Genomic DNA, 18,178 nt, shown 5'->3' with positions numbered 1-18,178 from the left:
GTGGTTCCGGACGGCGTTCCGGACGAGGTTCGGGACCGCGTTCGCGGCCGGTTCCGGGAGTCTCAGCGGGGTCGTTCACACCCCAAGGTCTACCACCGACACACCGTCCACCTCGGTGGCGTACGCCCCGTCCGGCACCGCCGCCACCATCCGCACATGCCCGCGCTTCCCCATCCGCACCGCCAGCGCGAGCAGCTCCCGTGCCTGTCGAGGGTCGAGGCAGCGGTCGAAGCCGTCCGCGAGCACCGTCATCGCCTGCCGCGCTGGGAGCACCTCGGCCGCCGGATCCATCTCCAGCACACCCGGCCCCGTCAGCAGCACGAGCGCCAGGGCCAGATACCGCAACTCCCCGTCCCCGAGCCGCCCGACGGGCGTGGCGCCGAGCGCTCCCCTATCAAGGACAGCCCGCACCGTTCCGTCGGTCAGCTCCTGCGTCGCCAGGTCCTTCACCACCCCGGTACACCCCGTTCGGGAAGCCGCGACCAGGGCCGCGTGCCGGGTCGCGCACTCCTCACGGGTGCGCCGGAGGACCGCCGCCAGATTGTCGCAGCCCTGCTGCAGTCGCCCGGGCCCGGCCTCGACCGGCGCCCGCATCCGTTCCGGCTGGGGATCACACGCGAAGACCGAACGCAGCGCCACGACGGCCTGCTCGGCGGCGGCCAACACCAGGCGCTGCCCTGCCGTCTTGCCCGCCACCCGCAGCGGAAGCAGCGCCGTTCCCAGCCGGTCGTCCGGCAGCGGCGCCCGCGTCACCGGTACGGATCCCGCGGTGTGCCACTCCGCCTGGACCGTACGCCGACCGGGGTCGCGCAGCGCCGTGGAGAGCAGAACCTTCCCGCCACCGGTCAACCGCTCGCCCACCACCCGTAGTTCGGGTTCGGCCTGGACGGCCACATCGAGCCGCACCTTCCCCGCCGGACCGTTCACGGTGCAGCCGATCCGGAATCCGCGACGCCGCTGGGCGTCGGGCTTCGCCCGCTCGGGCACGCACGCGGCGGCATCCGGGAACACCTCGTCCAGCGACGCGCCGCCCCCGAGCCGCGAGAGCGCGGCAAACGCCTCCAGCGCGCTGGACTTGCCACTGCCGCTCGGCCCCGAGAGGACGGTCATCGGCCCCAGGGGGAAGGCCGTTCCGCGGTGCGACTTGTAGGCGGAGAGCCGCAGTTCGGTCACGGCCGGGCGGGCTGCGGTCGCTACGGTTCCGGCGTTGGCGCTGGTGGAATCCATGACCGGGAACCGTACGCAGCCGCGGGCCGCGACGGGTCAGCCGAACCGTTCCGCCACCATGACCTTCCTACGATCGGGGTACGTGATCAGTCGAGGGCGGTAGCGGCCCCGAGCCGCGGCCCCTCGACCCGGGTGCCGACCGGGGTCAGCAGGAAGACGTTCGTGTCCACCCGGTGCATGCTCGCACCCAGCCCGAAGACCACTCCACTGGCGAAGTCGAGGATGCGCTTGGCGACATCGCCGTCGGCGACCGTGAGATCCAGCAGAACCGGTACGTGCCCCATCAGTTGCTCGGCGACTCCGCGAGCGTCGGCGAAGTACCGCACCCGGACGACGACGAAGCGCCGGTGGCCGTCCTGGGCGCTCGGCTCCCCGGCGCCCACTCCGTCGCCGTGCCCCCGCTCGCGGTACGTGCCGTCGCGGTAGGTCTCACCGCCGGGTCCCGCACCGTGCAGGGTGCGGTGGCCCGGCCAGGACGGCCATGACTCGCTGCCGCGCAGCGGAACGACCTCCGCAAGCCCCTCCCACTGCTCATCGGTGACATCATGCCTGTTCACCGGCCCTCCCCGCAGATGAGCTCGCTGACTATCCGCATTACGCCAGCCTAGTGACAGCCACCCGGAAATCGGGCGGAGCGACACCCGGTCAGGATCCCCGGGTGTGATGCGAGCCGTCCTCGGCAGGCGCCAGTGGCGCGTAGACCACCGACCACGGCAGCGGCCGGTCCTCGGGCACGGGCTCCAGGCTCCTCGCGGACGGTGCGGCAGCGCGGGCGAACACCCCGGCGGCGAGATCCGCGAAACGCCGCGCACCCGGATGCGCCCCGACGGAGGGCCAGGCGGCAGAGGTCTCCCGGACCAGCGGACGCCCGGCCAACGGCCGCCATACGACACGTGGTTCGCGACGGGCCGCCGTGTCCTGCTCGAAAGCCACACCGAGCCCCGCCGTCACGAGTCCGAGCAGGAACTCCGGGCTGCCGGCATGCCTGATCCGGGTCGGGACAAAACCCCCTCGTCGGCAGATATCCAGCATCCGCTTGTACCAGCCTCGGAGCGTCACGGTCGATGCGGGACGCCAAGGGCCGCCCAGGAGGTGTGCGCCCGCCGGGATGGCCGTTGGCCCGCTACGGCAGTAATGCGCAGGAGGTCGGCATCGATGACAGAGGGCGACCCTATTGCTGCCACTGCAGAACCTGTTCGAGGCGGCCAACCCGGCAGTCGTCCTCGTGGCGCGGGCGCGAACAGCTCGAGTACGGCCTCGGCATCCGCCCGGTTCCAGCGCTGCCAAGTATGCCGACACCAACTCAGGCGCAGTCACGATCCATCTCCCGAAGAATCCGCTGTTACAGCGCGTCGATCAGCCGAGCGGGGTGTCGCCCTGCAAGACCGACCACTCGGACACCACGCCAGACGCGACCTTCGGCTACGACGATGCCGGGCGCATGACGGCCCGCGCCAACTCGAAGGCTCCGAGGACTTCGGAGTGATCAAGAGGACCTGGCCGCGGTAGCGGACACGTCGCTGTCGTCACCGCGGACGGCCGCTCCTACGTCGAGCACTGCAAGCACCCTCGGGAGGTGCAGGCGGAAATGAACGTCTGGAGGAGGACGCCGACCAAGCCGCGCGTGCCCCTACCCTCCTGTCGGTCCGGTCTCGCCGGCCGGCCACACGATCAGGAAGTGGGGAGGGGCCATGTGGCGAGGAAATCGGTGGTGGGTTTGGCGGAGCCCGTGCTTGGTTCGACGGTGATGGCAAGTGAGGCGGCGGTACCGGGCGGGGGGAGGGACACGGCTTGGAAGTCGGCTTTGGCGGGGACGAGCCCGGCGGGGCGGACTTCGTCCCCGGGGGCGACGTACCACAACTGGTAGGTCCTGTCGGAGGGCAGGGGAGCGAGGTCCTGGCAGAAGTAGGCGGCCTGGTTCAGGTGGCGTGAGACCACAACGGTGCCCGAGCCGCCGTAGGCCATGCCTTTTTTGACGAAAGTGGTGTCGGGGGCCGCAAGGAGCCGAGCGCGGTCGGCGGCGTGGCTCTCGGCTTCCTGGCGTGTCTGCTGCGTCTCCTGGTGCTGCCAGGCCGCCAGGCCGCCGAGCGCGGCGGCCGCGGTCAGACTGGCGGCCAGCGCGAGACGCATCAGACGTGACGGGGATCGCCGGCTGGGGCGCTCATCCGCCTGACCGGGGAGCGTCGGTGGGAACTGGGGAGACCGGGCCACCTCGGCGAGGACACGTTCTTTCAGGCGCGGCGGCGGGGTGCGGGCTGCCGCGAGGGCGAGCCAGGCCGCGGCCTCCTGCTGGCGGGCGGTCTCGTGGGCGCAGTCGGGGCAGTCGGAGACGTGTCGCCGGAACGCCTCCCGGTCCTCCCGGGTGAGGGCGTCCGCTGCATAGGCACCCGCGAGGTCGTGTGAGTCGGCTGTGGTCACGGTGGAGCTCCCAGGCAATGCCGCAGGCGGATCAGTGCCCTGCGCAGGCGGCTCTTGACGGTGCCGAGCGGCAGGGACAGCGCCGAAGCGATCTCGGTATGGGTCAGGCCCCGGTAGTAAGCGAGCAGTACCGGCTGCCGCAGCTCGGCGCTGAGCTCCTTCAGGCAGGAGCGGACTTGTTCGCGTTCCCCGAGCGCCTCCACCGTCTCCACGACGTCGTCGACGGCGGGAGTCGACACGTGCTGGGAGAGGGCGCGCTCACGTTCAGCGGACCTCCGCGCAGTGCGGACGCTGTCCACGGCGCGATGGTGGGCGATGGTCATCATCCAGGTCATGGCGTGCCCGCTCTCGGGCCGGTAGCGGGGGGCACTCTGCCAGACCTCCAGCATGACCTCCTGGGCGACCTCCTCGGCGCGTGCAGGGTCATGCAGGACCCGGCACGCGATTCCGTAGATCGGGCCGGCGGCCGCGTCGTACAACCGGGTGAAGGCGTCCTGACTGCCGGCGGCGACGGACACCAACAGTCGATCCGTCTCGGATGTACCGATGTGCCGGGCCCCGGGGGCCTGCCGCTCCGCCACACCCTCTCCCGCCTGCGTGTCTGCCCCGATCCGCTCTGCTGGTTCACCCGCCCTCCCCCATAGTGTCCGAGGCCCGGCCGCCGTCCGCATCCCGCAGTGGGGCGGATTCGGCTGTCCAGGAGCCCGGTGACGGCCGGCTCGGGCCGGCGGTCGTGGTGTCACCGGCCCACGCTTCGTCCTCCTGGCGCCGGTGGCGCACCCGGGGGCCCGACGAGGGCACCGGTGGTGCGGAGCGGGCGGCCCGTGAAGCGGCGGCGACCGTGCCGCCGGGGTCGAACACGCCCTCGCCGTAGAGGGCCCGTACCCAGTTGGACTGGTAGACGGTATCGAGGTAACGCTCGCCGAGGTCCGGGGCGATGGCCACCGCAGTCAGGCCAGGCGTGTCATGCAGAGCCAGCCAGCCCATCGCGCCGCTGACCACGGTGCCGGTGGAGCCGCCGAACAGGAAGCCGCGTCGGGCCAGGCGGTGGCAGGCGCGGATGCTGTCCGCTTCCTCGACGTGCACCGCCTCGTCGACGAAGGATTCGTCGAGCAGCGGAGGGCACATGCTCATGCCCAGACCGGGAAGCATCCGGCGTCCCGGAGCACCGCCGAAGGTCACCGAGCCGACGCTGTCCACCGCGACGATCCGGACCGGCCGGTGCCACTCCCGGAAGTAGCGCGCGCAGCCCATCAGTGTCCCGGTGGTGCCGGCCCCGACGAACAACACGTCCAGTCCTGGGAACGAGCGGGCTATCGCCGGTGCCGTCCTGAGGTAGTGCGCCTTCCAGTTGCCCGGATTGGTGTACTGGCTGAGCCACACGTACCGGTCGTCCACGGCGCACAGCGTACGGACGTAGTCGATCCGCGCACGGAGGAGGCCGCCGTCGGTGCTCGGCTCGGTGACGACGTGCACATGGGCGCCCAAGGCCTCCATCAGCAACCTGGTCGACAGATTGCAACGGGAGTCTGTCACGCACAAGAACTGGTAGCCCTTACTCGCCGCGATCATGCTGAGTGCCACGCCCATGTTTCCGGACGAGGACTCGACCAGGACCGACTCCGGCGTCAGGACCCCCGCCTGCTCGGCGGCCTCCACCATCTCGGTCGCGGGCTTCAGCTTGATCGAGCCGGCGAAGTTGAAGCCCTCGCACTTCAGGAAGAGCCTGTGCCCCAGTATCGACTGGAGGTCGACGTAGAGATCCTCCTCGTTGAAGGTGTAGGGAGCGGATATGACTGACACGATGGCCTCCGCGGGTTGAAGAGCGGCCCGGGCCGGATGTGCTTCATCCGTACCTGCGCAGCTCGTGAAAGAAGCCGTCGACGACCTGCAGCTCTCCGGAGTCGGCCACCTCGTCGTAGACGTACTTGCCGACTGCCAGGTCGAGCACCCCGAGGCCGAAGGGCGAGAACACCACCGTCCGGTCCCGCGACGGCGTTACGCGCCCGGCCATCACGTCCGCCAGCGTCCCCGTCAGGAAGTCGCGGTTGCCCGTGCGTTGTTCGGCCAGGTGAACGGAGGTGTCCGCCCGAAGGCAGTGCTCGACGTCGTCGACGATGTTGTCCGAGGCAAGCACGACCTCCGGAGCCAGGTCGCGCAGCGACACGTGCAGCACAAGCGGTCGGTGTGCGAACCACGACGGATCGCAGACGTGCGGCCGGGCGGCGACCGTGGCGAAGACCACCAGGTCGCTCGCGCGGATCACCTGCTCGGGGCTGTCGTGCACGACGATCCAGCCGGTGGCTCCGGACTGCTCCAGATAGCAGCGGAAACCGGCCGCGCTGTCGGCGGACACATCGTGCACGCCGATGGCGTCGAACGACCAGCCGGTCCCGGCCAGGAAGGTGTGGATGTAGCGGGCGATCAGGCCCGTCCCGAAGAACCCGACGCGCGTCGGGCGCCGTCGGCCGCGGCTGAGCCGGTCCGCCGCCAGCGCCGCCGATGCGGCCGTCCTCGTCGCGCTGATGATCGAGGCTTCCATGCAGGCGAACGGGTAGCCGGTGTGGCGGTCGTTGAGGATGAGCACCGCCGAGGCCCTCGGGATGCCGGCCGCCACGTTCTGCGGGAAGCTGGAGATCCACTTCAGGCCGTCCACCCCTGCCTCCCCGCCGATCGAGGCGGGCAGGGCGACGATCCGGGACCCCGGGCGGTCGGGGAAGCGCAGGAAGTGGGACGGCGGGTTCACCGAATCACCCGCGCTGTGCAGCCGGTAGGTGGCCTCGACCAACTCCACGATCTGCTTCTCGCGCCCCTGCAGCGCTTGCTGGACCTGGCCGCCGGACAAGACCGCGAACGGCGGCACGGTGACCGGGCCGGACGGTGCGGACTCCCATGCGGTGGAACGGGTGATGGTCATTCGGTGATCACCTCCACGGTCGGCGAGCAGTCGGCCAGGTGCACCGCGTCCGTCATCGCGACGAGCACCTCGCGCGGCCCCTCGTACGGCTCCCTGCTGTGGGCGGTGCGGACGTTGTCGACGAGCATGAGGTCGCCGGCCTGCCACGGCTCGCGCACGGTGTGGGACTGGTAGACGTCGTTCAGCAACTGCACGGTGTCCTCGCCGATCGGTGCGCCGTCCCCGTAGCGGGTGTTGAACGGCAGCCCGTCGGCGCCGTAGACGTCCACCAGGTACTCACGTATCTCGGGGGCCAGCGTCCACTCGTTGAGAAACGCGATCTGGTTGAACCAGCAGCGCCGGCCGGTGACCGGGTGCCGCACCACGGCGCTGCGGCGCTGCCAGGTCCGCAGTCCGCCGTCGGGCTGCCACTCGAACTCGACCGCGGCCGCGCGGCAGTAGCTCTCGACCGCCCCGCGGTCCTCACTGCCGAAGGCGTCGGCCAAGGACGCCCCGATCTCCTCGTTGTAGGTGCGGGTGAGCAGCCAGCCCTCCCTCAGGAACCGCTCGACGAGATCGGTGGGCAGCGCGTGCAGCACGGTCGGTGCGTCGGCCAGCGCGGTCGCCCCGCCGACGGCGGGAGCACTGAGGCAGGCGAACAGCATCAGGCCGGGGAACTCCAGGGTGTAGCTGAGCTCGTGGTGCATGCACATCGGCTGGTTCGGCGGCCACTTCGACGAGGAGTACACGCCGTCGGAGTAGCTCCGCCGGGACGCGAAAGCCTCCTTCTCGGTCATCAGAGTGCCGACCAGCCGCCGGAAGACGGCCTCGGTCTCGGCCCGGTCGCTCAGCCCGAGGCCGCGGACCAGGACCGCACCGTGCTCGGCGACGATGGCGCGCAGCGCGTCCCGGTGCTCGGCCGCCCAGCTCGCCGCGTCGCCGGTGGAGCCGACACGCAGGATCGGGGGTTTGCCGGGCTGCAGGTCGACGCTGAGCATCGACAGGGGGAGCGAGGACGGCATCTCGGTCTCCTTTCGGTTGCGGTTCAGGAGGAAGCCGGCGGTCCGGCGACGCGCAGAACCGCCTGCGCCGCCCCGGTCGGACCGATGCTGAGGGAGTGGGGGCCGGAGGAGGCACACCGAGGTGTCCGCCCGGGGCCATCCGGTTCCGACTGGGGCCACAGCAGCTCGGGCTGCGGCGGCTTGGACCTGCCGTCGACCATGCGGGCCAGGTCGGCCAGGACGGGGTGGCGCGTGATGTCCGCGATGTCCACGGCACGGTCCAGGGCGATCGCGAGCCGCACCGCCGCGAGAGAGGTTCCGCCACGGTCGAAGAAGTGGTCGGGCCGGCGGATCGTGTACTCCGGGATGTCGAGCACCTGGGCCCACAAGGCGGCCAGCCGCCGCTCGGTCGGCGTGCGGGGCGCGTCGCGGTCCTCCTCGACCGTGTCGAGCTGGGTGCCGCCGGATCCGACGTCCGGTACCACGGCGCCGAGCTGTGCGGCGAGTGCGGTCAGCGCTTTCCTGTCGACCTTGCCGTTGGCGGTCACGGGCAGGCTCTCCTGCCAGTGGAACTCCGAAGGGACCATGTACGCGGGCAGCGACTGGCCCAGCCAGTCCTTGAGGATGCCGTCCTCCAGCGGGTCCTGACCGGAGTAGAAAGCCACCAGACGCCCGCCCTGCCCGGCCCTCTCGACGGCCACCACCGCACCGTCGCGGACCCCGGATGCCCGCAGGATGGCGCTCTCGACCTCGCCGATCTCGATCCGGAAACCGCGGATCTTGACCTGGGTGTCCCGGCGGCCGAGGAACTCCAGCTTTCCCCCGGGCACCCAGCGGCCGTAGTCGCCGCCCCGGTAAAGCCGTCGGCCCGCGTGGTGCGGATCCGCCATGAAGGCCTGCCGGGTGCGTTCGGGGTCGTTGACGTAGCCGCGGCCGACGCAGACCCCGGAGAAGACGATCGCACCGGGGGCGCCGAGCGGCACCGGTGACAGGTGCTCGTCGACGACGTAGACGTGCACGTTGTTGACGGGTCGACCGAGCGGAACCCGTTCGGTGTCCGGCGCCCGGTCCATCACCTCGTGGTTGGTGTCGTCCGAGGTCTCGGTCAGCCCGTACGCGTTGACCAGCCTGATACCGGGCTGGGCCGCGAACCAGCGCTGTACGAGCTCCTTCTTCAGCGCCTCGCCGGTGACCGACACGCACCGCAGACCCGGCAGCTCGCGCGGATGCCGCTCCAGGTAGGACACGACGGCGTCGAGGTAGGACGGCACGACCTGGAGCACGCTGACCCCGCCGCGGGCGATCGTGTCGACGAACCGCGGGACGTCCAGGATCGCGTCCTGTTCCACGAGCAGGGTCCGCCCGCCGGCCAGGAGCGCGGAAGCCAGTTGCCACAGCGAGATGTCGAAGCACTGGGGCGCGGTCTGGGCGACCACTTGCCCCTCGCCGATCCCCAGGTCGTCGATCTTGGCGCGGAGATGGTTGAGCATGCCCGCGTGCTCGCACATGGCTCCCTTGGGCTCTCCGGTGGAGCCGGAGGTGAAATAGATGTAGGCGAGCTGGTCCGGTGCGACGCCGACGCCGAGGTCGGAGTCCGGGTGGCCCTCCGCGTAGGCCGCGTCGACGGAGAGCGCCCGAACCGCGGGCAGCGCGTCGAGGGCTCGGTCGAGCATCTTGGTGCTGCCCGGCTCGGTCAGCACGAGCCGGCACCCGGCACGGGAGAGCATGGTCGCGATGCGGTCGGCCGGGAAGTGCGGCTCGATGGGCAGGTACACCCCACCGGCTTTGAAGACCGCGAGGACGGCGGCCGCCCAGTCCAGGTTCCGCTCGGTCACCACCGCGACGACGCCTTCGCGGTGCAGCCCCCGCGCCAGCAGGGCCCGCCCCAGGCGGTTGGCCCGCGCGTTGAGTTCCCGGTAGGTCCACCGCTGGTCGCCGCGTACGGCCCCTACGGCGTCCGGGTGCGCCCTGACGCGTTGTTCGAACAGCTCGTGGAAGCGGTGGTCGGGCAGCTCCCGGCGGGGTCCGGCGAGTCCTTCGAGCTGGAAGCGGCGCTCCTCGGCGGAGAGCAGGCTCTGCCGGCCGTGCGCGGCGTCCGGATCGGCGGCGATCAGTGTGAGCGCGGTGAGGTGGTAGCCGACGATCCTCGCGGCGCAGTCCGCGTCGAGCGCGTCGGTCCGGTACCGCAGCCGCAGCGTTCGCCGATCGCCGCGTCGCGGGATTTCCACCCGCAGCACGGTATTCACGGCGAGCTCGCCTCCGTCGCCGGTCGGATCGAACACGGCCTCGGTCGACGGTCCGGGCAGGCCCAGCTCACGCCTGAGACCGTCGACGGGGAAGTCCTTGTGCGTCCGCAGTTCCGACTCGGCACGGTGGGTGTGAAGCACCATCGTCCGCCACGAGTCGGGTTCGGTGGTCAGCAGGCAGGGCAGCGGCCGGCCGCCCCGCACGGCGACGTAACCGGTCGTGACCTCGTGCTCGCCGGACAGAGCGGCCAGCACCTTGGCGTGCGCGGCCAGCAACACCGAGCGGAGGGGTACCGCCAGATCGTCCGCCAGGCGGCTCAACGCGTCCACCAGATCCTCGGGAAGCGTCGCCTTGTGCTCAGCGATGCGGGTCACCGGGTCGAGGGTCCACCGAGGGACCGTGGTGACCCCGCCGGCGGTGAGCACGCCCCGCCAGAACTCCCGGCCGGCCTCCGCAGGCTTTGTCATGGGTGCCATGGGGCCTACCTCCCCTCGTCCTCGCTGTGCGAGCGGAGCGGCCTTGCCGGATTCCCGCCCCACCACGCCTCCTGCGGGACGACCTCTCCCTTCATCAGGAAGGAGTCAGGGGCGAGCACCGCACCGTCGCCCACCGTCACGCCGTAGTGGACGAAAGCGCCGACACCGAGGGTGCAGCCGGAGCCGATCGTGCTCCGGTCGGACTTGAAGGCGCCGTCCTCCTGCGAGTGGCACTGGACGACGCTCCCCGAGTTGAGTGTGCAGCCGGCCCCGATGGCAGCCATGGCCCGTTCCGTCAGATAGCAGCCGTCGTCGAAGACCATGCTGCCGAGCCGCACCCCCAGCAGCCGCCAGATCACGTTCTTGAACGCGGTGCCGTTGAAGATCTTCAGGTACGTCTCCGACGGCACCTTCCAGTAGCGCTCACGCCGCCAGAAGCTCGCGTTGTAGATCGAGCAGAACAGCGGCCCCAGGGGACGGAACGCTGTGACGACGCGTTCGACCAGCACGAAGTACGCGACGGTGAACACCACGACGAGGACGTCGGCCAGCGCGATCGCCGACACACCGAACGGCCTGTACAGCTCCGCGGCTCCTGAGGCGAGCAGGGCGAGAGCGAAAGCGTAGATCCAACGCGTCAGCAGGTACCACCCCATGGTGGCGGCGTTGTGCCTGTTCTTGGCGGCAAGGCTGCGCTGCAGCTCCTCACGGCTCTTGAGCCGGTCGAACCTGCTGTCCCGCAGGACCGAACGGGGAATCTCGAAGCTGGGCGAGCCCAGCAGCCCGACGCCCTCGCGGACCTCCCCGTCGACCGGCACCATCACTTTCGTCGCGAGGAGGCAGTTGTCGCCGGTCCTGCCCTGCGTGGGGTACGCGACCCTGTTCCCGAGGAAGTTGCGCGGCCCGATCGACACCCCGGACACGCGGAACGCGGTACTGGAGAAGTCGGCATTCATGATCGACAGGCCGTCGGCGATCATCGTCCCGCGCCCGACGGAGCTCAGCAACGGCGTCTCGTGCTTCATCTCCGTGCCGAAGTTCGACCCGGTCTGCTCGACCCGGGAAAGGTCGTACCCGAGCCACCGCAGGTAGTGGACGATGCAGGAGCTGTCCCCGAACAGGCGCTTGAGGAACTTCCAGTTGGTCAAGAGCGCGATCGTCCGGTGCACCGCGTGGTGGAAGCCGTACAGGCAGTAGACCCTGCCCGGCTTGAGGGTCAGGCCAAGCAGACGGGGAACGGTGGTCAGGACGAGGAGACCGGCGGGAACGGCGCCGAAGACGAGCACGAAGGAGAACACCAGGGCGTCGCGGTAGAACGCCCAGTCGGCGAAGACCGCAGGCCCCGGCTCCAGAGCCGCGCTGAGCTGCGGGACCTCGACGAGCAGCGCGACCACGCCGCCGACCGCCAACGGCACGTACAGGCTCAGTGCGATCAGCATCTGCAGAACGCTGTGGGCCGCCCTGCGCACCGCACCGCAGCGGGCCGAACCCACCACTCGGTAGTCCACGTCGGTCCGCTGTGCCGGAGACCCGTGCCAGTGCTCGCCAGCGGGGACCGCCTGCCCACGGTGCAGCGAGGAGGCATGGCCGAGCTGGGCCCCGTCGCCCAGCGACGTGTCGATGTCGAGCACCGTGGCCTCGCTGACCAGCACGTTCCTGCCGAGGGTGACCGGGCCCGTCTGGATCAGTCCGGCGTGGGCCCGGTAACAGGCGAAGGACGAGTCCTTCCGGATGACCGTGCCGTCGCCGATGGCGAGCAGGTCGGTGCACACGGGCACGCTCCGGGAGAGGACCACGGCGCCGCGCCCGACCTTCGCACCCAGTGCCCTGAGGTAGAGCAGGTAGAGCGGCGAGCCGCTGAACAACACCAGTGGATCCGACCGAACCAGCGTCTTGACGATCCAGAAGCGGACGTACGCAAGGCTCCAGACACGGATGTGCTGAGGCTTCCACCGGCCGACGAGCGTCCACTTCACGAGGACGGGAAGGGCACACAGGCCCAGGAAGGCCGCACCGCCGAACAGGACCGACCGCAGGTACACGTCGAGCACACCCGATCCGGCGGAGATCCACTCGTAGCCTCGGGCGGTGCCGAAGGCGATGAGATAGGAGTACCCGAGGAAGGCCAGGAACTGCAGCACGCCGCACAGGACGTACTGCGGCATGCCCGCTGGGGACTGAGCCGGCACCGGAGCCGGGGCCGATACCGGGAACGCCTCCGGTGCCGGGGCCACGGCCGCCGACTCCGCCCGGGGAGCGGGCGGGGCATCCGCGAGCGCCGTCGCCAAACTCCTGATCGTCGGGTGCCGATAGACGTCCTTCATCGACACCGACGGCAGATCCGCACGCTTCCTGACCCGCGCGCAGAAGTGCGCCATCACCAACGAGTCAGCACCCAGTTCGTTGAAGAAGTGACCGTCGACCGGCACCTGCTCGGTCTGCACGACCGCGGCCAGCACCGCGGCGAGGGTCTTCTCGATTGCGGCCGGTTCACCGTACGCGTCCAGGAGAGCCGTGGATTCCTCCGGAACGGAGGGCAGCGTGTCCACCGGCTTGTCCACCATGTCAGCTCCCGGGAAGCTTCCGGGGAAGTGCCGGCCAGCACTGACCGGCGTGCGTTGGACACCGGTTTCGGACTGATGTCGCGTGCGAACGACGCGGGCTGTTGCCAAAACCACCCATGCTCTTGATTCGGCGCCAGGACGCGGGCAGATCTCCGCATTCGGAAACTTCTCGTAAGCCGGACTCCGCGAGGGGGTGCCGCGAGGTGGGAGTGCTCGACGGCGACGAGGGTCCCAGAGGGCTACGAGTGGTGGTCAGCCGCTTGTAATGAGCCGAGCAGTACGTGCACTGAGTCGCCGGCCTGCGTCTTCGTTCCACACGTTCCGGCTGGACCGTTCTCTTGGGACGTCGTACGTTGACACCGTGGCCTTGGAGCTGAGCGGCAAGGGTGCGCGAACGGTGCCCCCGGTCCTGCCGGTGATCGAGTTGCCCGATGATCAGCAGCTTCCTGCAGAGTTGGTCTTCGGTGAAGCGCCCGAGCTCTGGCGAGCGTCGTCCGACACCCCTTGGGGCAGCATGCTGTCGCTGTGGCTCGTCAACGCCCTGAATCAGGGGGAAGGCGCAGCTCGTCTCGCTCCCCGCGTCCTTGAGCCGACGGAACAACAACGTGCAGCTGCCTTTGGTCGGCTTGAGGACCGCCGGCGTTACGTCGTTGCGCACGTGGCGGTACGGGTGCTGCTGGGTGCCCGCCTGGGTGTCACCGCCGAAGCGGTGCAGTTGGTTCGAGAACCTTGCCCTTCCTGCGGCGCGCCGCATGGGAAGCCTGCAGTTCACGGCGGAGACGCGCACTTCTCGATCTCCCGCAGTGGCGATGTTGTGTTGATCGGGATCGCCGATGTGCCAGTGGGCGTGGACATCGAACAAGTTCCCCGGTCAGATGTGGTTGCGGAGCTCTCGTCCTTCCTGCATCGGAAGGAAGCGGCCGAGCTGGCTGCTGAACCTGATCACACCAAGGCGGTTGCGTTCGCCCGTACTTGGGCGCGCAAGGAGGCGTACCTCAAGGGGATCGGCACCGGCCTCTCGCGAGATCTTGCACGGGACTACCTGGGTGCCGGGCCCAGGCCAGGCACCGGCCCTCAGGGGTGGGCGCTGGGGGATGTGGCAGTGCCGGAAGGACACGCGGGAGCATTCGCACTCCGGACGGGCTGAGACGGACAAGAACGTCCTGCACGATGTCGGTGACCCTTGGTGCTGCAGCGGTGCCGCATCAACCGCCTGTCATTCAGGCCGGCCATGGCCCGCTTGTCGCGGCCCTGCGGCGGTACCGGCTGGTCCTCGTCTTCGACCTTCCAGGTCGCCACCGACACGGCTGCCCGCCTGGTTGGCAGCTGTTCCCGCCCGTCTGAGGCCAGTGACCAGTCTCGAACGAGCAGCAGAGCCGGCCCGGAATTACGTGGCCGACGATCCCCCCTCAACCGCTTCACGTCCCACGAGCGCTCCGACCGCGACCTGATGGCCCCAGGCCAAGTCCCGCGTCAACGGCCAGGCCGGACTGCCCGCCAAGACCCGGCTTCTGTTGCCCACCAGCCCTCGTCCACGTCACCTCAACGCCTGCCTCGCCCGGCGAGTACAGCCGAGGAAACTGCAGGTCATCGGCTCCTTGCCAGCAAGAGGTGGACCGTAGGACCGCCGCACCCTGGCGATCTGAAAACAGCTCGGAGCTGACCTTCACCAACGAGAAAGCCGCAGGTCAGAGTCCCTTTTCGGCAGGCTCCAAAATCGCCACGCACTCCACATGATGCGTCATAGGGAAGAGGTCAAAGGCGCGCAGTGAGACCGGCCGGTAGCCCGCATCGCGGAAGTACGCCAGGTCGCGGGCGAGTGCGGCCGGGTCGCAGGCCACGTACGCGATCCGGCGCGCGCCGAGTCCGGCGACGTGTTGGACGGTCTGCTTGCCCGCCCCCGCGCGGGGCGGGTCCAGCACGATCAGGTCGGCCTCGGTGATCCCCGTGCGCGGGAGCACCCGCTCGACCGCGCCGTGTTCGATGCGGACCCGCTCGAGGTCCTGGAGGTTGTGCCGGGCGTCCTCGACGGCGCGCTTGCCGGATTCGATGCCGAGCACCGCGCCGCGCCCACCGACCCGTTCGGCGAGCGCGCCGGCGAACAGCCCGGCACCGCAGTACAGGTCGAGCGCCATCTCGCCCTCGCGCGGGCGCAGTCCGTCGAGCACCGCCTCGACCAGCAGGTCGGCGGCCTTGGAGTGGACTTGCCAGAACCCGCCGGCGCCGACCCGCCAGGTCCGGCCGATGGCGCGTTCCCTCACGAAGGGGCGCCCGTGGACCCGGTGCACGCCCCCGGTCTTCTCGTCGACCCGCAGCACCGAGACGGGCTTGTCCAGCTCGACCAGGGGCAGCCGACCGCCCGGCTGCGGGGTGAGGATCACCTGGCGGTCGTGCGAACCCGTGGCGGCGATGGCCTCGACGGCCGCGATCCCCGGCCACTCCCGCTTCTCGACGCCCAGCTCGCTGACGCCCGGCGCGGCGATGAGACAGTGGTCGATCGGCTGTACCTCGTGCGAACGGTGCTTGCGCAGGCCCGCTCGTCCTTCGGCGTCCACCGCGTACTGAACGCGCGTCCGCCAGGCCGGCACCTGGCCCTTGGCCACCTTGTCCCCGGGCGCGGGCTCGACGGTCCCGTCCCAGCCCGCCTCCTCGGGTGTCAACCCTGCGAGGTGGCTCAACTGCTCGGCGACCACGGCGACCTTGAGACGACGCTGCGCTCCGGGGGCGGCGTGCTGCCAGTCGCAGCCGCCGCACTTGCCCGGACCGGCGTACGGGCACGGGGCAGGCACGCGATCCGGCGACGCCTGGAGGACCCGCACCGCGTCCGCGCGCAGGAAGCGGGAGTCCTCCCGCCCCTCGGTGACCCGTGCGACGACCTGCTCGCCGGGCAGTGTGTGCCGGACGAACAGCACGCGGCCCTCCGGGGTACGGGCGATGCAGTGCCCGCCGTGCGCGACGGGCCCGATCTCGACCTCGTACTCCTCGCCGACCAGCGAAGCGGTGGATGGGTTCGTCACGGGGAGGTGCTCCTGAGCCGGTGGGGTGGGGGCGGACCGCAGCCGTCCAGTCTACGTCCCCGGCCTCACGTCCTAGGGGCGAGTCCCGGCCCCGTCCTTGTTGCGAGCGGGCGGACTCACGGGACCGCGGCGCACGGAGCCCGGGGCGTTCCACTCGGCCCGCTTCCGCGCCCGCTGCCTCGCCAGCTCGGACGACTCGAGCTGGTACGGCACCGAGGTCACCATCACACCCGGGGTGAACAGCAGCCGGCCCTTGAGCCGGAGCGCGCTCTGGTTGTGCAGCAGGTGCTCGTACCAGTGGCCGACGACGTACTCGGGGATGTAGACGCTGACCACATCGCGCGGGCTCTCCCGGCGGAGCCGCTTCACGTACTCGATGATCGGCCGGGTGATCTCGCGGTAGGGCGAGTCGAGGACCTTCAGCGGCACGTCGATGCCGCGCCGTGCCCACTCCTCCCGGAGCCCCTTCGTCTCGGCGGGGTCGACGTTGATGGTGAGCGCTTCCACCTCACCGGCCCGCATCACCTTGGCGTACGCGAGGGCGCGCAGCGTCGGCTTGTGGATCTTGGACACCAGGACGATGGAGTGCACGCGGGACGGGCGGACCATCTCGTCGCCCGGCTCCTCGGGTGCCGCGATCTCCTCCGACACCCGGTCGTAGTGGCGCCGGATCCCGGTCATCAGCAGATAGAACACGGCCATGCCGAGGACGGCGACGTACGCGCCGTGGCTGAACTTCGTGATCAGCACGACGACCAGCACGAGGCCGGTGAAGAAGGCTCCGAAGGTGTTGATCGCGCGGGAACGGATCATGCGCATCCGCTCGGCCGGGTTCCGCTCGGTCCTCAGGTGCCGGTTCCAGTGCCGCACCATGCCCGTCTGGCTCAGCGTGAAGGACACGAAGACGCCGACGATGTAGAGCTGGATCAGCCGGGTGGAGTCGGCCGCGTAGAAGTAGATCAGCACCGCCGCGAAGAGCGCGAGCAGCACGATGCCGTTGGAGAAGGCGAGCCGGTCGCCCCGGGTGTGGAGCTGGCGCGGCAGGTAGCGGTCCTGCGCGAGGATCGAGCCGAGCACCGGGAAGCCGTTGTACGCGGTGTTGGCCGCCAGGAACAGCACGAGCGCGGTGGCGACGGCGAGGATGACGAAGGGCAGCGAGCCGTCGCCGAAGACGGCGGCGGACACCTGGGAGATCACCGGCTGCTGGATGTATCCGGAGCCGGCGGGCTGCCCGTCGATGAGGATGTCCTTCGCGGGGTTCTCGGCCATCTTCACGTCGGTGGCGAGCGCCAGGCCGACCACACCGCAGAACATGGTGACCGCGATGCCGCCCATCAGGGCGAGTGTCGTGGCGGCGTTCTTGCTCTTGGGCTTGCGGAAGGCGGGCACCCCGTTGCTGATCGCCTCGACGCCGGTGAGCGCGGCACAGCCCGAGGAGAAGGCGCGCAGCAGCAGGAAGACGAGCGCGAAGCCGGCCAGCCCGGTCTCCTCGGCGTGGATGTCGTACCCGGCGGTGGGGGCGGACATCGAGTCGCCGAGCACGGCGGCCCGGAAGATGCCCCAGGCGATGAGGGCGAAGACGCCGGAGACGAAGACGTAGGTGGGGATCGCGAAGATCCGCCCGGATTCCCGGACGCCGCGCAGGTTCATCAAGGTCAGCAGCGTGACGATGGCCATCGCCGCGAGCACCTTGTTCTCGGCGACCCAGGGGATCGCGGAGCCGAGGTTCTCCACGCCCGAGGAGACCGACACGGCGACCGTGAGGACGTAGTCCACGAGCAGCGCGCTGGCGACGGTGAGCCCGGCCCTGGGCCCGAGGTTGGTGGTGGCGACCTCGTAGTCACCGCCGCCGCTGGGGTAGGCGCGGACGTTCTGCCGGTACGAGGCGACGACCGTGAACATGAGCACGACCACCGCGGCGGCGATCCACGGGCTGTAGGTGTAGGCCGACACGCCTGCGATGGACAGCACGAGCAGCACCTCGCCGGGTGCGTACGCCACCGACGACAGCGGGTCGGAGGCGAAGACGGGCAGCGCGATCCGCTTGGGAAGCAGTGTCTCCCCGAGCTGTGTGCTGCGCAGTGCCCTGCCGATGAGGATCCGTTTGGGCAGGTCGGTCAGTTTGGACACCAGGGGATCGTAAGCCCTCGCCATGACGGGCGCCCAGCCGCCTCCCGCAACCAGTCTCGGGCGGGTGCCGCGCCGAGCTGGGCGTATGGCGGAGCAACCACAGGGGTCCCGGAATTGGTCTTGCCGGGTAGCGTTACCGGCGACGGTAATGATCAGTGGCCGCCCCGCCCGGGGCGCGGAAAGATGAGGGACGATGCTTGCA

At 70.2% G+C, this 18,178-nt stretch carries 13 protein-coding genes; 1 reads left to right on the top strand and 12 read right to left on the bottom strand.

What is annotated here, in order from left to right:
- Positions 1–75: 75 nt before the first annotated feature.
- The 10 genes from ACTWQI_RS17825 to ACTWQI_RS17780 all read right to left on the bottom strand — a co-directional run bounded on the left by ACTWQI_RS17825 (position 76) and on the right by ACTWQI_RS17780 (position 12,829).
- Positions 76–1,227: an ATP-binding protein gene (locus ACTWQI_RS17825; RefSeq protein WP_443271553.1), complete on the bottom strand. Its 1,152-nt coding sequence runs from the start codon at positions 1,225–1,227 to the stop codon at positions 76–78.
- Positions 1,228–1,313: 86 nt separating this feature from the next.
- Entirely contained in the window at positions 1,314–1,784 is a 471-nt protein-coding gene (locus tag ACTWQI_RS17820) for a cell division protein SepF (RefSeq protein ID WP_443271552.1), read from the bottom strand.
- 88 nt (positions 1,785–1,872) lie between these two features.
- Positions 1,873–2,286 carry a LysR substrate-binding domain-containing protein gene (locus ACTWQI_RS17815; protein WP_443271550.1) on the bottom strand — a complete coding sequence of 138 codons (414 nt, stop codon included), beginning with the start codon at positions 2,284–2,286 and terminating at the stop codon, positions 1,873–1,875.
- A 612-nt stretch (positions 2,287–2,898) separates the two neighbouring features.
- Positions 2,899–3,645, bottom strand: a complete 747-nt coding sequence (locus ACTWQI_RS17810; protein ID WP_443271548.1) for an anti-sigma factor — start codon at positions 3,643–3,645, stop codon at positions 2,899–2,901.
- Positions 3,642–4,226 carry an ECF RNA polymerase sigma factor SigK gene (sigK, locus tag ACTWQI_RS17805; RefSeq protein WP_443271546.1) on the bottom strand — a complete coding sequence of 195 codons (585 nt, stop codon included), beginning with the start codon at positions 4,224–4,226 and terminating at the stop codon, positions 3,642–3,644. The genes ACTWQI_RS17810 and sigK overlap by 4 nt, the downstream gene beginning before the upstream one ends.
- A 43-nt stretch (positions 4,227–4,269) precedes the next feature.
- Positions 4,270–5,448: a 2,3-diaminopropionate biosynthesis protein SbnA gene (gene sbnA, locus ACTWQI_RS17800; RefSeq protein WP_443271544.1), complete on the bottom strand. Its 1,179-nt coding sequence runs from the start codon at positions 5,446–5,448 to the stop codon at positions 4,270–4,272.
- A gap of 43 nt (positions 5,449–5,491) precedes the next feature.
- Positions 5,492–6,562 carry a 2,3-diaminopropionate biosynthesis protein SbnB gene (sbnB, locus tag ACTWQI_RS17795; RefSeq protein ID WP_443271542.1) on the bottom strand — a complete coding sequence of 357 codons (1,071 nt, stop codon included), beginning with the start codon at positions 6,560–6,562 and terminating at the stop codon, positions 5,492–5,494.
- Positions 6,559–7,563, bottom strand: a complete 1,005-nt coding sequence (locus tag ACTWQI_RS17790; protein ID WP_443271540.1) for a TauD/TfdA family dioxygenase — start codon at positions 7,561–7,563, stop codon at positions 6,559–6,561. The genes sbnB and ACTWQI_RS17790 overlap by 4 nt, the downstream gene beginning before the upstream one ends.
- Positions 7,564–7,586: 23 nt before the next feature.
- Positions 7,587–10,256, bottom strand: a complete 2,670-nt coding sequence (locus ACTWQI_RS17785) for a non-ribosomal peptide synthetase (protein ID WP_443271611.1) — start codon at positions 10,254–10,256, stop codon at positions 7,587–7,589.
- Positions 10,257–10,270: 14 nt separating this feature from the next.
- Complete coding sequence (locus ACTWQI_RS17780; protein WP_443271539.1) at positions 10,271–12,829, bottom strand: Pls/PosA family non-ribosomal peptide synthetase; 2,559 nt, start codon at positions 12,827–12,829, stop codon at positions 10,271–10,273.
- Positions 12,830–13,190: 361 nt separating this feature from the next.
- Between ACTWQI_RS17780 and ACTWQI_RS17775 the strand changes: the two genes are divergently transcribed.
- Positions 13,191–13,976 (top strand): 4'-phosphopantetheinyl transferase family protein, encoded by a 786-nt coding sequence (locus ACTWQI_RS17775; protein WP_443271537.1) that lies wholly within the window; start codon positions 13,191–13,193, stop codon positions 13,974–13,976.
- Between the two features lie 541 nt (positions 13,977–14,517).
- On the opposite strand, the gene ACTWQI_RS17770 is transcribed toward ACTWQI_RS17775, so the two are convergent.
- Both ACTWQI_RS17770 and ACTWQI_RS17765 read right to left on the bottom strand, forming a co-directional pair.
- Positions 14,518–15,846: a class I SAM-dependent RNA methyltransferase gene (locus ACTWQI_RS17770; RefSeq protein ID WP_443271535.1), complete on the bottom strand. Its 1,329-nt coding sequence runs from the start codon at positions 15,844–15,846 to the stop codon at positions 14,518–14,520.
- 72 nt (positions 15,847–15,918) lie between these two features.
- Positions 15,919–17,976, bottom strand: a complete 2,058-nt coding sequence (locus ACTWQI_RS17765) for an APC family permease (protein ID WP_443271533.1) — start codon at positions 17,974–17,976, stop codon at positions 15,919–15,921.
- Between the last annotated feature and the right edge of the window lie 202 nt (positions 17,977–18,178).

It is taken from the genome of Streptomyces sp. KR80 (assembly GCF_052245555.1).
GTDB lineage: Bacteria > Actinomycetota > Actinomycetes > Streptomycetales > Streptomycetaceae > Streptomyces.
The sequence above is the reverse complement of the archived record's forward strand: the minus strand, read 5'-3'. Positions and strand labels throughout refer to the sequence as shown.

Coding starts and splice junctions, on each gene's coding strand:
- ACTWQI_RS17825 (WP_443271553.1), bottom strand. CDS start 1,227: ATGGATTCCACCAGCGCCAACGCCGGAACCGTAGCGACCGCAGCCCGC.
- ACTWQI_RS17785 (WP_443271611.1), bottom strand. CDS start 10,256: ATGACAAAGCCTGCGGAGGCCGGCCGGGAGTTCTGGCGGGGCGTGCTC.
- ACTWQI_RS17780 (WP_443271539.1), bottom strand. CDS start 12,829: ATGGTGGACAAGCCGGTGGACACGCTGCCCTCCGTTCCGGAGGAATCC.
- ACTWQI_RS17790 (WP_443271540.1), bottom strand. CDS start 7,563: ATGCCGTCCTCGCTCCCCCTGTCGATGCTCAGCGTCGACCTGCAGCCC.
- sbnB (WP_443271542.1), bottom strand. CDS start 6,562: ATGACCATCACCCGTTCCACCGCATGGGAGTCCGCACCGTCCGGCCCG.